14 protein-coding genes and 1 tRNA gene are annotated in these 16,603 nt (G+C 69.0%); 12 read left to right on the top strand and 3 right to left on the bottom strand.

Going from position 1 to position 16,603, the window contains the following annotated elements:
- Positions 1-5: 5 nt before the first annotated feature.
- The gene (locus EDD30_RS09455; RefSeq protein ID WP_071805344.1) at positions 6-245 is read right to left on the bottom strand and encodes a hypothetical protein; all 240 of its coding nucleotides are present in this window, start codon (positions 243-245) and stop codon (positions 6-8) included.
- A gap of 436 nt (positions 246-681) precedes the next feature.
- Between EDD30_RS09455 and pyk the strand changes: the two genes are divergently transcribed.
- Positions 682-2,118, top strand: a complete 1,437-nt coding sequence (gene pyk, locus EDD30_RS09450; protein WP_071805343.1) for a pyruvate kinase — start codon at positions 682-684, stop codon at positions 2,116-2,118.
- Positions 2,115-2,990 (top strand): acyl-CoA thioesterase, encoded by an 876-nt coding sequence (locus EDD30_RS09445; protein WP_071805342.1) that lies wholly within the window; start codon positions 2,115-2,117, stop codon positions 2,988-2,990. Before pyk ends, EDD30_RS09445 begins: the two co-directional genes overlap by 4 nt.
- Positions 2,991-3,137: 147 nt before the next feature.
- Here EDD30_RS09445 and EDD30_RS09440 read toward each other — a convergent pair whose 3' ends face one another.
- Positions 3,138-4,454, bottom strand: a complete 1,317-nt coding sequence (locus tag EDD30_RS09440) for an HdeD family acid-resistance protein (RefSeq protein WP_071805341.1) — start codon at positions 4,452-4,454, stop codon at positions 3,138-3,140.
- 150 nt (positions 4,455-4,604) lie between these two features.
- Positions 4,605-4,681, bottom strand: a tRNA-Leu gene (locus EDD30_RS09435).
- A 217-nt stretch (positions 4,682-4,898) separates the two neighbouring features.
- Here EDD30_RS09435 and EDD30_RS09430 point away from each other — a divergent pair.
- The 10 genes from EDD30_RS09430 (at position 4,899) to polA (ending at position 16,126) form a co-directional block, all read left to right on the top strand.
- Entirely contained in the window at positions 4,899-5,516 is a 618-nt protein-coding gene (locus EDD30_RS09430; protein ID WP_071805340.1) for an ANTAR domain-containing response regulator, read from the top strand.
- A 218-nt stretch (positions 5,517-5,734) separates the two neighbouring features.
- A complete protein-coding gene (locus tag EDD30_RS09425) occupies positions 5,735-6,898 on the top strand; it encodes a branched-chain amino acid ABC transporter substrate-binding protein (RefSeq protein ID WP_071805339.1) in 1,164 nt (387 codons plus the stop codon).
- A 78-nt stretch (positions 6,899-6,976) separates the two neighbouring features.
- Positions 6,977-7,927, top strand: coding sequence for a branched-chain amino acid ABC transporter permease (locus EDD30_RS09420; RefSeq protein WP_071805338.1), 951 nt, complete (start codon positions 6,977-6,979; stop codon positions 7,925-7,927).
- Positions 7,924-9,063, top strand: a complete 1,140-nt coding sequence (locus EDD30_RS09415) for a branched-chain amino acid ABC transporter permease (RefSeq protein WP_071805337.1) — start codon at positions 7,924-7,926, stop codon at positions 9,061-9,063. Before EDD30_RS09420 ends, EDD30_RS09415 begins: the two co-directional genes overlap by 4 nt.
- A gap of 65 nt (positions 9,064-9,128) precedes the next feature.
- The gene (locus EDD30_RS09410) at positions 9,129-9,953 is read left to right on the top strand and encodes an ABC transporter ATP-binding protein (protein WP_394328247.1); all 825 of its coding nucleotides are present in this window, start codon (positions 9,129-9,131) and stop codon (positions 9,951-9,953) included.
- Entirely contained in the window at positions 9,943-10,653 is a 711-nt protein-coding gene (locus EDD30_RS09405; protein WP_071805336.1) for an ABC transporter ATP-binding protein, read from the top strand. Before EDD30_RS09410 ends, EDD30_RS09405 begins: the two co-directional genes overlap by 11 nt.
- Positions 10,654-10,679: 26 nt before the next feature.
- Positions 10,680-11,588: an ABC transporter substrate-binding protein gene (locus tag EDD30_RS09400; RefSeq protein ID WP_071805334.1), complete on the top strand. Its 909-nt coding sequence runs from the start codon at positions 10,680-10,682 to the stop codon at positions 11,586-11,588.
- 12 nt (positions 11,589-11,600) lie between these two features.
- Positions 11,601-12,608, top strand: coding sequence for an amino acid ABC transporter permease (locus tag EDD30_RS09395; protein ID WP_123678194.1), 1,008 nt, complete (start codon positions 11,601-11,603; stop codon positions 12,606-12,608).
- Positions 12,605-13,369, top strand: a complete 765-nt coding sequence (locus EDD30_RS09390) for an amino acid ABC transporter ATP-binding protein (RefSeq protein WP_071805330.1) — start codon at positions 12,605-12,607, stop codon at positions 13,367-13,369. The genes EDD30_RS09395 and EDD30_RS09390 overlap by 4 nt, the downstream gene beginning before the upstream one ends.
- 66 nt (positions 13,370-13,435) lie before the next feature.
- Positions 13,436-16,126 (top strand): DNA polymerase I, encoded by a 2,691-nt coding sequence (polA, locus tag EDD30_RS09385; protein ID WP_071805328.1) that lies wholly within the window; start codon positions 13,436-13,438, stop codon positions 16,124-16,126.
- The last annotated feature ends 477 nt before the right edge of the window (positions 16,127-16,603 follow it).

Genomic DNA, 16,603 nt, shown 5'->3' with positions numbered 1-16,603 from the left:
CGCGCTCAGGTGATGGCGGGCACCACGATCGTCGCGGCGCCCGCCCACATGAACAGGATCGAGACGGCGATGAAGCCGACGATCCACGTCTCGTACCACCGCCAGAAGTTGCGCGGTTGCGGCGAGCGCCGGAAGCCGGGCCGAACGGCGGTCTCGGTGAGCTCGCACTCCTCGCGCCGGTAGTCGAGCCAGGTGAACGCCCCGACCACGATCAGCATGATCGTGAAGAGCGCGATGACGGTCACCAGGACGTCTTGAGCAGTTCGCCCGCCTCCCGGGCCGCCGTCTCGACCTTGGCCGCCTCGGCCGGGGCATTCCGCAACACTTCCCCCAAGGGGCCCAGTCGTGCACGTATCCCTCCCTGGACCCAGACGTGTCGTCACATGGGCATTGCGGACTGTAGTCCCTGGCCGCATGGCCCGCGATCGGGGGAGGAGTCGGGAAATCGACCGCCGCGACGCGGGCCGGTCCCCGGCCGCGGCAACCGGCGCACCGATAAGCTGGGGTCGTATCGCGGTCGCCGACGCCCGCATCCGCTGCTCCACCGAGGCAGCTCGCTCCGCCGAGCGCCGAGGCAGCTCGCTGAGCCGCACGCCGGGTGGCCTCGCGGAGCGTCGCCCCCCGCGTCGTCCCCCGCACGGGGGCCGGTCAGCGGGCCGATCCGGAAAAGAGACTAGCCTGATGGCTGTGACACGCCGCGCAAAGATCGTCTGCACCATGGGGCCCGCCACCGCCTCCACCGAGCGCATGCTCGGCCTGGTCGAGGCGGGCATGGACGTGGCCCGGATGAACTTCAGCCATGGGACCCATGAGGACCACCAGAAGATCTACGAGCTGGTGCGCACGGCGGCGAGGCAGACCGGTCGGGCCGTCGCCGTCCTCGCCGACCTGCAGGGACCGAAGATCCGGCTGGGCAAGTTCGCCGACGGTCCGCACGTGTGGAACAGCGGCGACGCCGTGACCATCACCAGCGACGACATCGTGGGCACCCGCGAGCGGGTCTCCTGCACGTACAACAAGCTTCCGGAAGAGGTCAAGGTCGGCGACCGCCTGCTGATCGACGACGGCAAGGTGGCCGTCGAGGTCTCCGCGGTGCAGGGCGCCGACATCCGGTGCCTGGTCACCGAGGGCGGCCCGGTCTCCAACAACAAGGGCGTGTCGCTGCCCAACGTCGCCGTCAGCGTGCCTGCGCTCAGCGACAAGGACGCCGAGGATCTGCGCTTCGCGTTGCGGCTCGGCGTCGACCTGGTGGCCCTGTCGTTCGTGCGCTCGCCCGACGACATCAAGCTCGTGCACCAGATCATGGCCGAGGAGGACCGGTCCGTCCCGGTCATCGCCAAGGTCGAGAAGCCCGAGGCGGTCACCCACCTCGAGGCGATCGTGCTGGCCTTCGACGGCGTCATGGTCGCCCGCGGCGACCTCGGCGTCGAGCTGCCGCTGGACGAGGTGCCGCTGGTGCAGAAGCGTGCCGTGCAACTCTGCCGGGAGAACGCGAAGCCGGTCATCGTGGCGACCCAGATGCTCGACTCGATGATCGAGAATTCCCGGCCGACCCGCGCCGAGGCCTCCGACGTGGCCAACGCCGTCCTCGACGGTGCCGACGCGGTGATGCTCTCCGGCGAGACCTCCGTCGGCAAGTATCCGGTGCTCACCGTCAGCACCATGGCGAAGATCGTCACCACGACGGAGAACGGCGCCCTCGGCGTCCCGGTCCTGCAGCACGACCCGCGTACCCACGGCGGCGCCCTGACCGTGGCGGCCTCGCGCATCGCCCGCAACATCGGGGCCAAGGCGCTGGTCGCCTTCTCGCAGACCGGCGACACCGTGCGCCGCCTCTCCCGGCTGCACTGCGAGCTGCCGCTGCTCGCGTTCACTCCGGTCGCCGCGGTCCGCGACCAGCTCGCTCTCTCGTGGGGGGTCGAGACCTTCCTGACGGACTTCGTCGAGCACACCGACGACATGTTCCGCCAGGTCGACCAGAGCATGCTCGGCCTCGGCCTGGCCAAGCCCGGCGACTACGTCGTGGTCGTCGCCGGCAGCCCGCCGAACGCGCCCGGCTCCACCAACACCCTGCGCGTGCACCAGCTCGGCTCGCTCGTCGACCCGAGGACCGTGTGACCGCCGACCGGGGACAGGCCGCGGTCGACCAACTGCTGGAGGTGCTCGACCTCAAGCAGCTCGACGCGGACCGGTTCCAGGGAGAGAGCCCGCAGACCGGCGCCCAGCGCGTCTTCGGCGGCCAGGTCGCCGGCCAGGCGCTCGTCGCCGCCGGCCGTACGGTCGACCCGGAGCGTCCGGTGCACTCGCTGCACGGCTACTTCGTGCGCCCGGGCGATCCCACGGTCCCGATCGACTTCACGGTCGAGACGATCCGCGACGGCCGCTCCTTCTCGGTGCGCCGGTGCACGGCCCAGCAGCACGGCAAGGCCATCTTCCTGATGTCGGCGTCGTTCCAGGTGGCCGAGGAAGGCTTGGATCACCACGCGGCGGCGCCGGAGGGAGTGCCGGGCCCCGAGGAGGTCCCCACGACCCGCGACTGGCTCGCCAGATACCCGGAACGCCGGGCGGCGCTGAGCTTCGGGCCGCAGGCGATCGACGTGCGCTACGTGAACACCCCCGGCTGGGTGCCGCCGGGCGACCGCGACGCCGCCAAGGAGCAGCGCGTCTGGATGCGCATCAACGGCAAGCTTCCCGACGATCCGCTGATCCACGCGTGCGCGCTGACGTACGCCTCGGATCTGTCGCTCTTGGACTCGGTGCTGTCGGTTCACGGCGAGGTGTGGGGACCGGGCGGCGTCATCGGGGCGAGCCTCGACCACGCGCTCTGGTTCCACCGGCCGTTCCGGGCCGACGAGTGGTTCCTCTATGACTGCCGCAGCCCCTCGGCGAGCGGCAGCAGGGGACTCGCGAGTGGCCGGCTGCTCACCCGCGACGGGGTGCACATCGCCAGCGCGGTCCAGGAAGGGCTGCTGCGCCGCATCGGCTCCTGAGCGTCCTCTGTCCCGTCGGCGGAGCCGGCTTCGTCGCGTCGCCGGGGCCGGCTCAGACACTCCGGCTTCGGTTACGGGGCCCGGCCGGAGCGGGACCCGGCCGGCGACTGGCCGTCGTGCTGGTCCCACTCCGGCGGGCAGGGGAGATCAGTCCACCAGCCGTCCGCGCGTGATGATCGACGTGTCGTCCATACCCGGCATCGCGGCGCGCGCGGCCTGCGCCGTCGGGTCCAGCAGGGGCAGCGGTCCCTCCTCGCCCGGCGGCTTCTGCCGTCCGGTCGCGGTCGTCCCGAGGTTGCTCGCGGCGTTCGCCGGCGTGCTGAAGTTGCTCGCGGCGTTGCGGGGCGTGCCGAAGTTGCTGGCGGCGTTTCCCGGCGCGCCGACGCTGCTCCCGGCATTGCCGGGCGATCCGGTGCCGGCCGCGTGGGATCCCGTCGCGGGGGCGGTCGTGTGCGCCGTCGCGTCTCCGGGCCGGCCGTGCCGTCCCGTGATCTCGGGCCGCGCCGGCTGCTGCGCGCTGGGCGAGTCCGGCGGCAACTCCGCGCCCTCGGCGGTATCCGGCACCTCGACCTGCTCCGCCTCGGCGGCCTGTGCCGCCGCACCCGGGACGGCCGCGCCGGTCACACCGGCCAGCGCCAGCATCGCGTCCAGATCCGCGGTGGTCCGCAGCACCTCGTCGTGGAAGCTGCCCGTCCGAGCGCCGGTCGGCCCGGGCGTGGAGAGATCCGCCAGGGCGGCGGCCTGACCCGGCCGCGGCCCGGACAGGTCGTGCGTGCCGCCGGCGGAAGTTTGCGGCATGGCCCGGTGCCGCGCTCGCGACGCCTGCGTCGGCCCCTCCTCGAAGTCCGTCATGCCCGCCGAGTAGCCGGCCACTCCGACCGCCCGCTCCGCGGGGAGTTCCAGCAGCCGCCCGGCGCGCGCCGACACCGACACCTCGCGCAGCCGCAGGGACGCCACCAGATCGGCGACCCCCCGGATCAGCGCCGCCCCGCCGAGGATGACGGCGACCATCTCCGCCGTACGCGCGAACGAGCCGGCGGCGAAGAACCCCAGTCCGAGCTCGGCGAGGCCGACGACGGTGAGCAGGCCCCAGATCCGGTCGGTCTCCCGGGTCATCATCGAGATCGCGAGATCGGCCGCGCCCCGCACCATGAGGTACCAGCCGATGAGCGCGGCCGGTGTCGTCCAGGTGTCGTTCCCGTCGCTCATCAGGACCACCCCGGTGGCGACGAACAACAGGGCCATACCCGCGTTCAGCCACCACGTCCGTGTCCCGGCGAGGGCGCGCACCGCCTCGGTCACCGCGGCGAACAACACGACCGGCCCGGCCACGTCCGCGATGTCGGCGGGTTCGAGGCGCAGCACGCTCCAGGCGATCGCCAGCCACGCCACCCCGGCGAGCAGAAGGAATCCCCACATCCCGTCTCGCACGACGGTCAGGGGCGACGAGCCGGACCACAACATGAAGCCTCCTGGCAGTGCTGGTACTGCCATGACAACATCGAGGACCCCGGCAAATCGGCCGTTCCCGCAAACCCGGGACTCTCGCCGGCCGCAACGGTCACCATGGGGCGCGCGAACCCCACCGTCCCCTGCCGCCTCGTGGTCGGTGCCTGGTGTCCCCGGTGGGATTCGAACCCACACTGAATGGATTTTGAGTCCATCGACTCTGCCGATTGGTCTACGGGGACGAGTCGTGCGCGGCCGCGCCGAGCCGGAGTACACCCTACCCACTCCGGCCCCAGGGCGGACATCCGGATACCGGAGTGTCGCAACGGTCCGAATCATGGAATTGCCCGGCCGGTCACTGCGCGGCAGGCCCGGTTCCCGGCACCCTCTACGCTGTCAGGGGCGATGTCCGGATACCCGGGTGTCGTGACTTCGCAGAGCAGTGGGGGTAGGGGTTCCGTGGCCGACACGCAGGCGGATGCCGAGCGCAGGCGGGTGTTGATCGCCGAGGACGAGGCCCTCATCCGGCTGGATTTGGCCGAGATGCTCGTGGAGGAGGGCTACGAGGTCGTCGGTGAGGCCGGTGACGGTGAGACCGCCGTGCGGCTGGCCGAGGAGCTGACGCCGGATCTCGTCATCCTCGACATCAAGATGCCGATCATGGACGGCCTGGCGGCCGCCGAGCGCATCGCCGGCGGTCGGATCGCCCCGGTGGTCATCCTGACCGCCTTCAGCCAGCGGGACCTGGTGGAGCGGGCGCGGGCGGCCGGCGCGATGGCGTACCTGGTGAAGCCCTTCCAGAAGTCGGACCTGGTGCCGGCGATCGAGATCGCCCTCTCGCGGTACGCGGAGGTCGCCGCGCTGGAGTCCGAGGTCGCGGGCCTGACCGAGCGGTTGGAGACGCGCAAGTCGGTCGAGCGGGCCAAGGGCGAGCTGATGACGAAGTACGCGATGACCGAGCCGCAGGCGTTCAAGTGGATCCAGCGCACCGCCATGGATCACCGCATGACGATGCGTGAGGTCGCCGACCGCATCCTCGCCGAGGGTCAAGAGCCCTCCGACGCTACCGCTGAGTAACCGCATCTGTCCCAAGCACTGCCTGTTTGTTACACCTTTCTCGTTCCGGCATCACGGGACGTAACGGTTCGGTGAATGCCCGTGTGAACCCTTACGAGTTCACCGGAAGGTGGGATAGCGTCCGGCCCCATGACGGGCGGCGTTGTGTCGTGGAGCACTGCAAGTGCCAATCGACCTGCGGTGGCTCGGTGGGTTCGGTATGGAGGAGGGTTCCAACCTTGAGGCAGGTTCTCGCACGAGCCATCGGCGGACTGGCCGTGATCGGCCTCGTCGCCGGTGCCGCTGCCTGCAACAGCAGCAGCAGCTCCACAGACACGGCCAGTGGTAACTGCGGCTACGAGCTCGCGTTCTTCGGCGCCCTGACGGGATCCGCTGCGAACCTCGGTGTGAACATCGAGCAGGGCTTCGAGCTCGCGATCCAGCAGTACAACACCAAGAAGGGTTCCGAGTGCATCAAGGTGCAGAAGTTCGACTCGCAGGGCGAGCCGGCCGTCGCACCCGGTGTCGCTCGTAGCCTCGTCGCCAACAAGAAGATCCTCGGCATCGTCGGCCCGCCGTTCTCGGGTGAGTCCGAGGCCGCGGACCCGATCTTCGAAGAGGCCGGCATCCCGACGATCACCCCGTCCGCGACGCGGGTCTCCCTGTCCTCCAAGGGCTGGAAGACGTTCCACCGCGCGGTCGCGAACGACGACGCGCAGGGCCCGGCCGCCGCGAACTACATCAGCGACGTGCTGAAGGCCGAGCGGGTCTTCATCGCCGACGACCAGTCCGCGTACGGCGCGGGTCTGGCCGAGGTCGTCAAGACCAAGCTGGGCGCCAAGGTCGTCGACACCGACAAGACCGAGGCGGACGGCAAGCAGACCGACTTCTCGGCGGTCGTGCAGAAGGTCGTCGCCTCCAAGGCGACGGCGATGTTCTACGGCGGCTACTACCAGAACGGTGGCCTCATCCGCAAGCAGCTCACCGCTGCGGGCTGGAAGGGTACGCTGGTCGGCGGCGACGGCATGAAGGACCCGGGCTTCGCCAAGTCCGCGGGCACCGCCGCCGCCGTAGGTACGGTCGTGACCTGCCCCTGCTCCCCGCCGGAGAAGGCGGGTGGCACGTTCGTCGCCGACTACAAGGCCAAGTGGAACGTCGACGCTGGTACGTACAGCGACGTGGCGTACGACGCCGCGAACATCTACCTGGCGGGTATCGACGCGGGCAACACCACCGTCGAGAAGATGAACACCTACCTGTCGACGGTCAACTACACCGGCATCGCGAACACCTACAAGTTCACCTCGACCGGTGAGCTTGACCCGGCGTCCATCAAGGTGTGGGCGTTCAAGTTCGACGCAGCGGGCAACACGGTCGCCGACCAAGAGATCAAGACCGCCTGATTCTGTAGTAACTCTCTGTAGGGCCGGTGTGGCCGGATGATCTCCGGCCGCACCGACCTTCTCGTTTCAGGAGCCCCTTTGAACTTCACCGGCCTGATTGAAAACTTCGGGCCGTATACGATCACGGGCCTGGCCCAGGGCGCGATCATCGCTTTGTTCGCGCTCGGGTACACCCTCGTGTACGGCGTGCTTCGCCTTATCAACTTCGCGCACTCCGAGGTCTTCCTGCTCGGGTCCTACGCGTGCCTCGTGGTCTGGGGCATGTTCGGGCTCGACCAGAACTCGGCTACTCCCAACATCTTCGCGGTCATCGGCCTGCTTCTCCTGGGGCTCATCGGCGCGATCGTCATATCCGGCCTCACCGCACTCGGCGTGGAGCTCGTCGCGTACCGGCCGCTGCGCAAGCGCAACGCGCCGCCGCTGGCCTTCCTGATCACCGCGATCGGGGCGTCGCTCTTCATCTCCGAGACGGTCGGCGTGGTCACCCAGCGCAACATCACCGGTGTCCCGCCGCTGATCCGGCCGACCGACGTCGTCGTGATCGGCAACATGCACGTGACGAATCTGCAGATTCTGATCATCGTGCTGGCGCTCGTGGCGATGTTCGTGCTCGACCGCTTCATCAACCGTTCCCGGCTCGGCCGGGGCATCCGCGCGGTGGCGCAGAACCCGGACAGCGCGGCGCTCATGGGCGTCAACAAGAGCCGCGTGATCGCGCTCGTCTTCCTCCTCGGCGGCCTGATGGCCGGCGTGGCGGCGGTGATGTACGACCTCAAGATCGGCGTCACGCGTTTCGACGCCGGCTTCCTGCTGGGCATCGAGGCGTTCACCGCGGCGGTCCTCGGCGGCATCGGCAACCTGCGCGGCGCCCTGCTGGGCGGTCTGATGCTGGGCGTGCTGCAGAACTACGCGGCCGGCCTGTTCGGCACGGAGTGGCTGCACGCCGCATCGTTCGTGCTGCTGGTGTTGATCCTGCTGGTCCGTCCGACGGGTCTGCTGGGCGAGTCTCTCGGGAGGGCTCGAGCATGAGCGAAGCGACCACGACTCCGGCCTCCGCGCCGCAGAAGAAGAACTGGCGGGAGTCGGGCGGCACCCGCGGCTGGTTCGGCCGGCAGCACTGGGCTGTCCGGTTGGTCCTGGCCATCACGTTCGCCCTGGTGGCGTACCTGCTGCCGTACGTCGGTCAGGTGCCGGTCATCGGCCCCCAGATCATCACTCAGGGCGTCGACTGGCCGAGTGCCCTGTTCTACATGTCGTACTACGTCCTGCTGGCCCTGGGTCTGAACGTGGTGGTGGGCTTTGCCGGCCTGCTGGACCTCGGCTACGTCGGCTTCTTCGCGGTGGGTGCCTACACCGTCGCGATGTTGACCTCGCCCGACAGCGTCCTGCACACAGAGTGGGGCTGGCTGGCGTCCATCCCGATCGCGCTGGCGATCACGATGGTCTCCGGTCTGCTGCTGGGCTGGCCGACGCTGCGGCTTCGCGGCGACTATCTGGCGATCGTGACGCTCGGCTTCGCCGAGATCATCCGCATCTTCGCGACGAGCTCGGAGACGCTGCGCGGTGACCGGGGCTTCTCGAGCATCCCGCACCCGCCGGGCGAGTACGCCGACGGCAAGCCGTGGTTCGGCGTGGCGGACGCGACCCCGTACTACTGGCTGGGTCTCTCGGTGGTCATCGTGGTCATCCTCGGCGTGCGCAACCTGGACCGCAGCCGGGTCGGCCGCTCCTGGCTCGCGATCCGCGAGGACGAGGAGGCCGCCGAGATCATGGGCGTGCGGACGATCAAGTACAAGCTGTGGGCGTTCGCCATCGGCGCCTTCATCGGCGGCCTGGGCGGCGTCATGTTCGCCGGTCAGCAGGGCTTCATGAACTCGCAGACCTTCATCCTGCAGTTCTCGATCCTGGTGCTGGCGGGCGTCGTCATGGGTGGCTCCGGGAACATCTTCGGCGCGATCCTCGGCGGTGCGTTGATCTCCTACATCCCGGACCGCCTGCGCGGCATCAAGGACCCGGTCTGGGACACCGATCTGTACGAGTACCGCTTTGCGATCTTCGGTCTGGTGATCCTGGTGATCATGATCTTCCGGCCACAAGGTCTGATCCCGAGCCGTCGTCGCGCGATGGAGCTCAAGGACCGTGAGAAGGAGGTGGCTCCCCAGTGAGCGAGCCACACATCGAGTCTCCGCAGGAGCTCGACGAGAAGAACGCGCGCCCGGTCGACCGGGCCATCCCGACCGGCAAGGGGACGGGTGGCACTCCGGTGTCGCACGCGGGCGCCGGCGACGCGCTGCTCGAGGTCCAGAACGTCACGCTGCGCTTCGGCGGCGTCGTGGCGCTCAACGACGTCAGCTTCAGCCTGCGCAAGGGTGAGATCTTCGGTCTGATCGGCCCGAACGGTGCCGGCAAGACCACCTGCTTCAACGCGATGACCGGCGTCTACCGGCCCACCAGCGGTGCGATCCGCTTCAACGGCCAGTCGATCGTCGGCAGGAAGAAGCACGAGATCACCCGGGGCGGCATCGCCCGTACGTTCCAGAACGTGCGGCTGTTCCCCGAGATGACGGCGCTGGAGAACGTGATGGTGGGCGCGGACGCCCACCACAAGACCAGCGTCATCGGTGCCCTCTTCCGCCTTCCGCGGCACTGGAAGGAAGAGAGGCTGGGCCGGGAGAAGTCCATGGACCTGCTGCGCTTCGTGGGCATCGCCCACCGCGCGGGGGAGGTCTCGCGCAATCTGTCGTACGGCGAGCAGCGCCGCCTGGAGATCGCCCGCGCGCTGGCGACCAACCCGACACTGTTGTGTCTCGACGAGCCGGCGGCGGGCTTCAACCCGGCGGAGAAGGTGGAGCTGCTCAACCTGATCCGCAAGATCCGTGACACCGGGGTCACCGTGCTGCTCATCGAGCACGACATGCGCCTGGTCATGGGCGTCACGGACCGGATCGTGGTGCTGGAGTTCGGCAAGAAGATCGCCGAGGGGACCCCCGCCGAGGTGCGGGACGACCCGAAGGTGATCGCGGCGTACCTGGGGGTCCCGACCGATGCTGCTTGAGTTGCAGGACCTGACGCTGCTGTACGGCCGCATCCAGGCGCTCCACGGGATCAGCCTGACCGTCGGTCAGGGTGAGATCGTCGCCCTGATCGGCGCCAACGGTGCCGGCAAGTCGACGACGATGCGGGCGATCTCGGGATTGCGCCCGATCGCCGAGGGGCGCATCATCTTCGACGGCGAGGACATCACCAGAATGCGCGCCGACCTGCGGGTCGTCCGGGGCGTGTCGCAGTCGCCCGAGGGCCGGGGGATCTTCCCCGGCATGACGGTGCGCGAGAACCTGGAGATGGGCGCCTACACCCGCCGGAACCGGTCCGAGATCAACGAGGACATGGATCGCGCCTTCACCCTCTTCCCGCGGCTCAAGGAGCGCGAGAAGCAGGTCGGCGGCACGATGTCCGGCGGTGAGCAGCAGATGCTGGCGGTCGGCCGCGCACTGATGAGCCGGCCCAAGCTGCTGCTGCTCGACGAGCCCTCGATGGGGCTCGCGCCGATGCTGATCCAGCAGATCTTCGACATCATCGTCGAGATCAACCAGCAGGGCACGACGATCCTGCTGGTGGAGCAGAACGCGCAACAGGCCCTGTCGCGGGCGCACCGCGCGTACGTGCTGGAGACCGGCCGGATCGTCAAGTCGGGCACCGGCACCGAACTGCTGCACGACCCCTCGGTGAAGGACGCCTATCTCGGCGTTGCCTAGCCACACCCCCTAAGGAGTATTTGACGATGTTCCGCATCTCATCTGGCCGTCGGGCGGTTCTCGGCCTGGCTGCCGCGGCGGCGATGACCGTGTCGCTCGCCGCCTGCGGCGAGGAGACCACCTCCGGCACCGGCACGGGAGCCCCCGTCCCGTCGGCTGCCGCCGACGCCGCGCTGGCCGACAAGGTTCCGGCCGCCATCAAGTCCGCCGGAAAGATCATCATCGGTACGGACTCCACGTACGCGCCGAACGAGTTCCTCGACGCGGACGGCAAGACGGTCAAGGGCGTCGACGTCGACCTGTTCAACGCGGTCGCGCAGAAGCTCGGCCTCACCACGGAGTGGCAGTCCGCGAAGTTTGCGGACATCATCCCGGGCGTCAGCAGCAAGAAGTACAACATCGGCGTCTCGTCGTTCACCGTGAACGCCGAGCGCATGAAGGAGACCACGATGGTCTCCTACTTCTCGGCCGGTACGCAGTGGGCGACGAAGTCGGGCTCGACGATTAACCCTGACGACGCCTGCGGCAAGAAGGTCGCTGTCCAGGTTGGCACCGTGCAGGTCGATGACATCACGGCCCGTTCCAAGAAGTGCACGGAGGCCGGCAAGCCGGCAATCACCGTTGACCAGTACCAGGCGCAGAGTGACGCGACCAACGCGGTCATCTCGGGCAAGAACGATGCGATGCTCGCCGACTCTCCGGTGTGCGCTTACGCGGTGAAGCAGACCAACGGCCAGCTGGCCTTGGTCGGCGACATCTACGACTCGGCGCCGTACGGCTACGTCCTGCCCAAGGACCAGGCCGACTTCGGAGGGGCGATCGAGAAGGCGCTCGAGGCGCTGATCGCCGACGGCACGTACAAGACGATCCTCACCAAGTGGGGCGTCGAGGCCGGCGCCATCGCCGACCCGGCCGTCAACCCTCAGGTTTCCTGAACCAGGCGCCTGATGACGACGGAGATGCAATCCGGACGGGCACGACCCGAGGCCATCAAGGCCGTGCCCGTCCGGCACCCCGGGCGCTGGTTGGCGATCGCAGTCCTCGCCGTACTTGCCGCGATGTTCGTTCACCTGCTGGTGACCAATGACCGCTTCAACTGGCGGTTCATATTCGTCAGCATCGGCGACGGTAAACGCGGCGTCATGTTCACGGGTCCGGTGTTGGAGGGCCTGCGCGGCACAATCCTGCTGACCGCGCTGGCGATGTTCATTGGCGTCGGCCTGGGCATCGTCGTCGCGATCATGCGGCTGTCGACGAATCCGGTGTTGTCCTGGGTCGCCTGGTTCTACACGTGGGTGTTTCGGGCGGTGCCCCGGCTCGTTCTCGCGATCCTTTTCGGAAACCTGGGTATTCTGTGGGATCGGATCGGCTTCGGCCTGCCGTTCGACCGGCAGATCGGCAATCTGTTCGGCATCCATGACCTGAACGCTCAGATCTTCAGCATCAAGGCCACTGACCTGCTGTCCGGATTCGTCGCCGGTGTCCTCGCGCTGGGATTGTCCGAGGCGGCGTACATGGCCGAGATCGTCCGTGCCGGCATCCAGTCGGTCGACCCCGGGCAGGCGGAAGCGGCGTCGGCGCTCGGTATGTCGCGCGGCCGGGTGCTGCGCAGGGTCGTCCTGCCTCAGGCCATGCGAGTCATCGTTCCGCCCACCGGCAACGAGACGATCGCCATGGTCAAGGACACCTCACTCGTGGCGTTCGTACCCGTCACCTATGAGTTGTTCTTCCAACTGCAGGCCATCAGCTCCCGTACGTTCATCGTGCTTCCCGTGCTGGTTGCTGCCTGTCTCTGGTACCTGATCCTGTGCAGTGTGCTGATGGTGGTTCAGTTCTTCGTCGAGCGTCATTTCGGGCGCGGCTACGGGGCCACCGATCGGGCCAAGCTGCGTCTGCGGGCGGTCGCCGCCGAGCAGGGCGCGGTGCTTCCTGCGGAGGAAGGCAGTAGGCAATGACCGACGAGATGATCCGCGCCGAGAACGTCCACAAGTCGTTCGGTGCGCTCGAGGTGCTCAAGGGCGTCGACCTCGTGGTCCGGCCGGGTGAGGTGTGCACCATCCTGGGCCCGTCGGGCTCGGGCAAGTCGACCTTCCTGCGGTGCATCAACCACCTGGAGAAGATCAACGCTGGCCGCATCTTCGTGGACGGCGACCTGATCGGCTACCGGGAGCGCGGCGGCAAGCTGCACGAGCTGAGGGACTCCGAGGTTTCGGCCCAGCGCCGGTCCGTCGGCATGGTGTTCCAGCGATTCAATCTCTTTCCCCATATGACGGTCCTGGCGAACGTCATGGAGGCGCCCTGCGGGGTCAAGAAGGAGGACAAGGCCGAAGTACGCGAGCGCGCACTCGCCCTGCTGGACCGCGTCGGTCTCGGCGCCAAGCGGGACAACTACCCCGGTCAGCTCTCCGGCGGTCAGCAGCAGCGGGTGGCGATCGCCCGGGCGCTGGCGATGCGGCCCAAATTGATGCTGTTCGACGAGCCGACCAGCGCGCTGGACCCGGAACTCGTCGGCGAGGTACTGGACGTCATGAAAGACCTCGCCCGCGACGGTATGACCATGGTAGTGGTGACCCACGAGATCGGCTTCGCCCGTGAGGTGGGCGACTCGCTGATCTTCATGGACGGCGGCGTCGTGGTCGAGCAGGGTCCGCCGCGCGAGGTCATCGGCAACCCGCAGCAGGAACGCACCAGGGCATTCCTGAGCAAAGTCCTGTAGAACAGGCGCTTCGGCAGGCGGGGCGGTCGGCGGAGTTGTCGTACCCCGGGACTAGAGTTCTCGGACGTGAGCGACGACGCCCAGACCCCCCGCTTGCTGCTGCTCGACGGCCATTCGCTGGCCTACCGAGCCTTCTTCGCGCTGCCCGTGGAGAATTTCTCCACGCAGACGGGGCAGCCGACCAACGCCGTGTTCGGCTTCACCTCGATGCTGATCAACATGCTGCGCGACGAGAAGCCGACCCACATCGTGGTGGCGTTCGACGTCTCGCGGCAGTCGTTCCGCACCGAGAAGTACGCCGATTACAAGGCCGGCCGCTCCGAGACCCCGCAGCCGTTCCAGGGCCAGGTCAGCCTGGTCAAGGAGGTGCTCGAGGCGCTGCGCATCCCGGTGGTGGAGAAGCCCGGCTACGAGGCCGACGACGTCATCGGCACCCTCTCCTGCCAGGCCCGCGACGCCGGCTTCGAGGTGGTCATCTCCACCGGCGACCGGGACGCGTTCCAGCTCGCCGGCGAACACGTCACGATCCTCTACCCGGTGCGCGGCGTCTCCGAGGTCTGGCGGATGACGCCCGACGCCATCGAGGCCAAATACGGCGTGCGCCCCGAGCGCTACCGCGACAAGGCCGCGTTGGTCGGTGAGACCAGCGACAACCTGCCCGGCGTCCCCGGCGTCGGCGACAAGACCGCGGCCAAGTGGATCAATCAGTACGGCGGCCTCGACGGCATCATCGCCCACGTCGACGAGATCAAGGGCAAGGCGGGCGAGAACCTGCGCGCCCACCTGGCCGACGTGATGCGCAACTACGAGATCAACGCGCTGGTCTGCGACCTCGAGCTGCCGCTGCGCCCCGAGGACGTCAAGTGGCAGGGCTGGGACCGCGAGGCGGTGCACCAGGTCTTCGACGCGCTCGAGTTCCGGGTGCTGCGCGAGCGGCTCTACTCCTACCTCGAGGCCGTCGAGCCCGAGGCCGAGTCCGGCTTCGACCTCTCCGGCACGGTGCTGTCCACGGGCCAGGTGGCCGCCTGGCTGACCGAGCACGCCCGGGAGGCCCCGGTCGGCGTCGCCGTCACCGGCCGCTTCGGCCGCGGCACCGGCGCGCTGACCGGCATCGCCGTGGCCACCGGCGCCGGCCCGGCCGCCTGGTTCGACCCGGCCGCCCTCGACGCCGGCGACGAGCAGGCGGTGGCCGCCTGGCTCGCCGACCCCGAGCGCCCCAAGATCATTCATGACGCCAAGCCGGCGATGCTGGCGTTCCGCGCGCACGGCTGGACGCTGCAGGGCGTCCGTGTCGACACCGCCCTCGCCGCCTACCTCGCCAAGCCCGACCAGCGGGCCTACGACCTGACCGACCTCGCCCTGCGCTACCTCAAGCGCGAGCTGCGCGTCGACGCCCCCGACGACGGCCAGCTCACCCTCGACGGCCTCGGCGACGAGGGCGCCGCGGAGCAGAACGTGATGCTGCGCGCCCGCGCCACCCTCGACCTCGCCGACACCCTCACCGAGGAGCTCTCCCGCGACGACGGTGCCTCGCAGCGCCTGCTCGCCGAGGTGGAGCAGCCGCTCGAGATCGTGCTGGGCGAGATGGAGCACGTCGGCATCGCCGCCGACACCGACTACCTCTCCGAGCTCGAGGCGCACTTCGCCGCCGAGGTCAAGGCGGCCCAGCAGGCGGCGCACGAGGTGGTCGGGCGCGAGTTCAACCTCGGCTCGCCCAAGCAACTCCAGGAGATCCTCTTCGTCGAGCGCAACCTGCCCAAGACCAAGCGGATCAAGTCCGGTTACACCACCGACGCCGACGCGTTGCAGAGCCTGTTCGCGCAGACCGGCGACCCGCTGTTGGAGCACCTCCTGCGGCACCGCGACGTGGCCAAGCTCAAGTCCACCGTGGACGGCCTGCTCAAGTCGGTCTCCGAGGACGGCCGCATCCACACCACGTTCAACCAGACCGTGGCGGCCACCGGTCGACTCTCGTCGACCGACCCCAACCTGCAGAACATCCCCATCCGCACCGAGGAGGGCCGCCGCATCCGGCGCGCGTTCGTCGTGGGGGAGGGCTTCGAGTCGCTGATGACGGCCGACTACAGCCAGATCGAGATGCGCATCATGGCGCACCTCTCCGGCGACGAGGCGCTCATCGCGGCCTTCAACTCGGGCGCGGACTTCCACGCCGCCACCGCCTCGTCGGTCTTCCACGTCCCGCTGGACGAGGTCGTCCCCGACCAGCGGCGCAAGATCAAAGCCATGAACTACGGCCTGGCGTACGGTCTGAGCGCCTTCGGCCTGAGCAACCAGCTCAACATCTCCACCGAGGAAGCCCGCGGCCTCATGGCGGAGTACTTCGAACGCTTCGGCGGCGTCCGCGACTACCTCCAGGCCGTCGTCCGCCGCGCGGTCCAGGACGGCTACACGGCGACGATCCTCGGGCGCCGCCGCTACCTGCCCGACCTCAGCAGCGACAACCGCCAACGCCGCGAAATGGCCGAACGCATGGCGCTGAACGCACCCATCCAGGGCTCGGCGGCCGACATCATCAAGGTCGCCATGCTCCACGTCGACGCCGCGATCGGCGAGGCGGGCCTGGCCTCCCGCATGCTCCTCCAGGTGCACGACGAACTCGTCTTCGACGTAGCCCCGGGCGAACGAGAGGCCCTCGAAACCCTGGTCCGACGAGAAATGGGCGCCGCCTACCCCCTGTCCGTCCCTCTCGAAGTCTCCGTAGGCATAGGCCAAGACTGGAACGGCGCCGACCACTAGCACCCCCGACGCCACCCGCCACCCGGGGCGACCCGCCAGCCCGCGCCCCGGGCGTGACCCGCCTGTTCCAACCCGGGCGTGACCGCTGCCGGGCGTCCGGTTCTGACCCGGGCGTGGCCGTCGCGCGCTGCTCCGCCGCGCTGCCCGCCGCCTGTCGCCGCGCCGCGCTGGCCGCCGCCTGTCGCCCGCCGCGCTGCCCGCCGCCTGTCGCCCGCCGCGCCGCCTGGCCGCTGGTGCCGCCCGCTGCCAGGCGCCGCGCCCGCTCCGCTCGCCAGGACGGCGTCCGGTGCCCCCTGCCGCCTGGGGCCGCCCACCGTCTGGGTCGCGGTGTGATCCGCCAGTCGGCGCCTGGCGCGGCCTGCCACCCGGTTGCCGCGCGCTCCCGGCGCCGGTCTCCGACGTCCATCTGGGTCCTCGAAACCGCCTGCTGGCAGGCTGTCTGCCCACATCGGAGGGTTCCCTGAACGGTCGCTGAAG

Source organism: Couchioplanes caeruleus, from assembly GCF_003751945.1.
Classification (GTDB): Bacteria; Actinomycetota; Actinomycetes; order Mycobacteriales; family Micromonosporaceae; genus Actinoplanes; species Actinoplanes caeruleus.
This window is presented reverse-complemented; position numbering and strand designations above follow the sequence as displayed.

What these genes read in the sequence shown, in the direction of transcription:
- pyk (WP_071805343.1), top strand. Translation starts at nt 682, where the DNA reads ATGGCTGTGACACGCCGCGCAAAGATCGTCTGCACCATGGGGCCCGCC.
- EDD30_RS09440 (WP_071805341.1), bottom strand. Translation starts at nt 4,454, where the DNA reads ATGTTGTGGTCCGGCTCGTCGCCCCTGACCGTCGTGCGAGACGGGATG.
- EDD30_RS09415 (WP_071805337.1), top strand. Translation starts at nt 7,924, where the DNA reads ATGAGCGAAGCGACCACGACTCCGGCCTCCGCGCCGCAGAAGAAGAAC.
- EDD30_RS09405 (WP_071805336.1), top strand. Translation starts at nt 9,943, where the DNA reads ATGCTGCTTGAGTTGCAGGACCTGACGCTGCTGTACGGCCGCATCCAG.
- EDD30_RS09400 (WP_071805334.1), top strand. Translation starts at nt 10,680, where the DNA reads ATGTTCCGCATCTCATCTGGCCGTCGGGCGGTTCTCGGCCTGGCTGCC.
- EDD30_RS09395 (WP_123678194.1), top strand. Translation starts at nt 11,601, where the DNA reads ATGACGACGGAGATGCAATCCGGACGGGCACGACCCGAGGCCATCAAG.
- EDD30_RS09390 (WP_071805330.1), top strand. Translation starts at nt 12,605, where the DNA reads ATGACCGACGAGATGATCCGCGCCGAGAACGTCCACAAGTCGTTCGGT.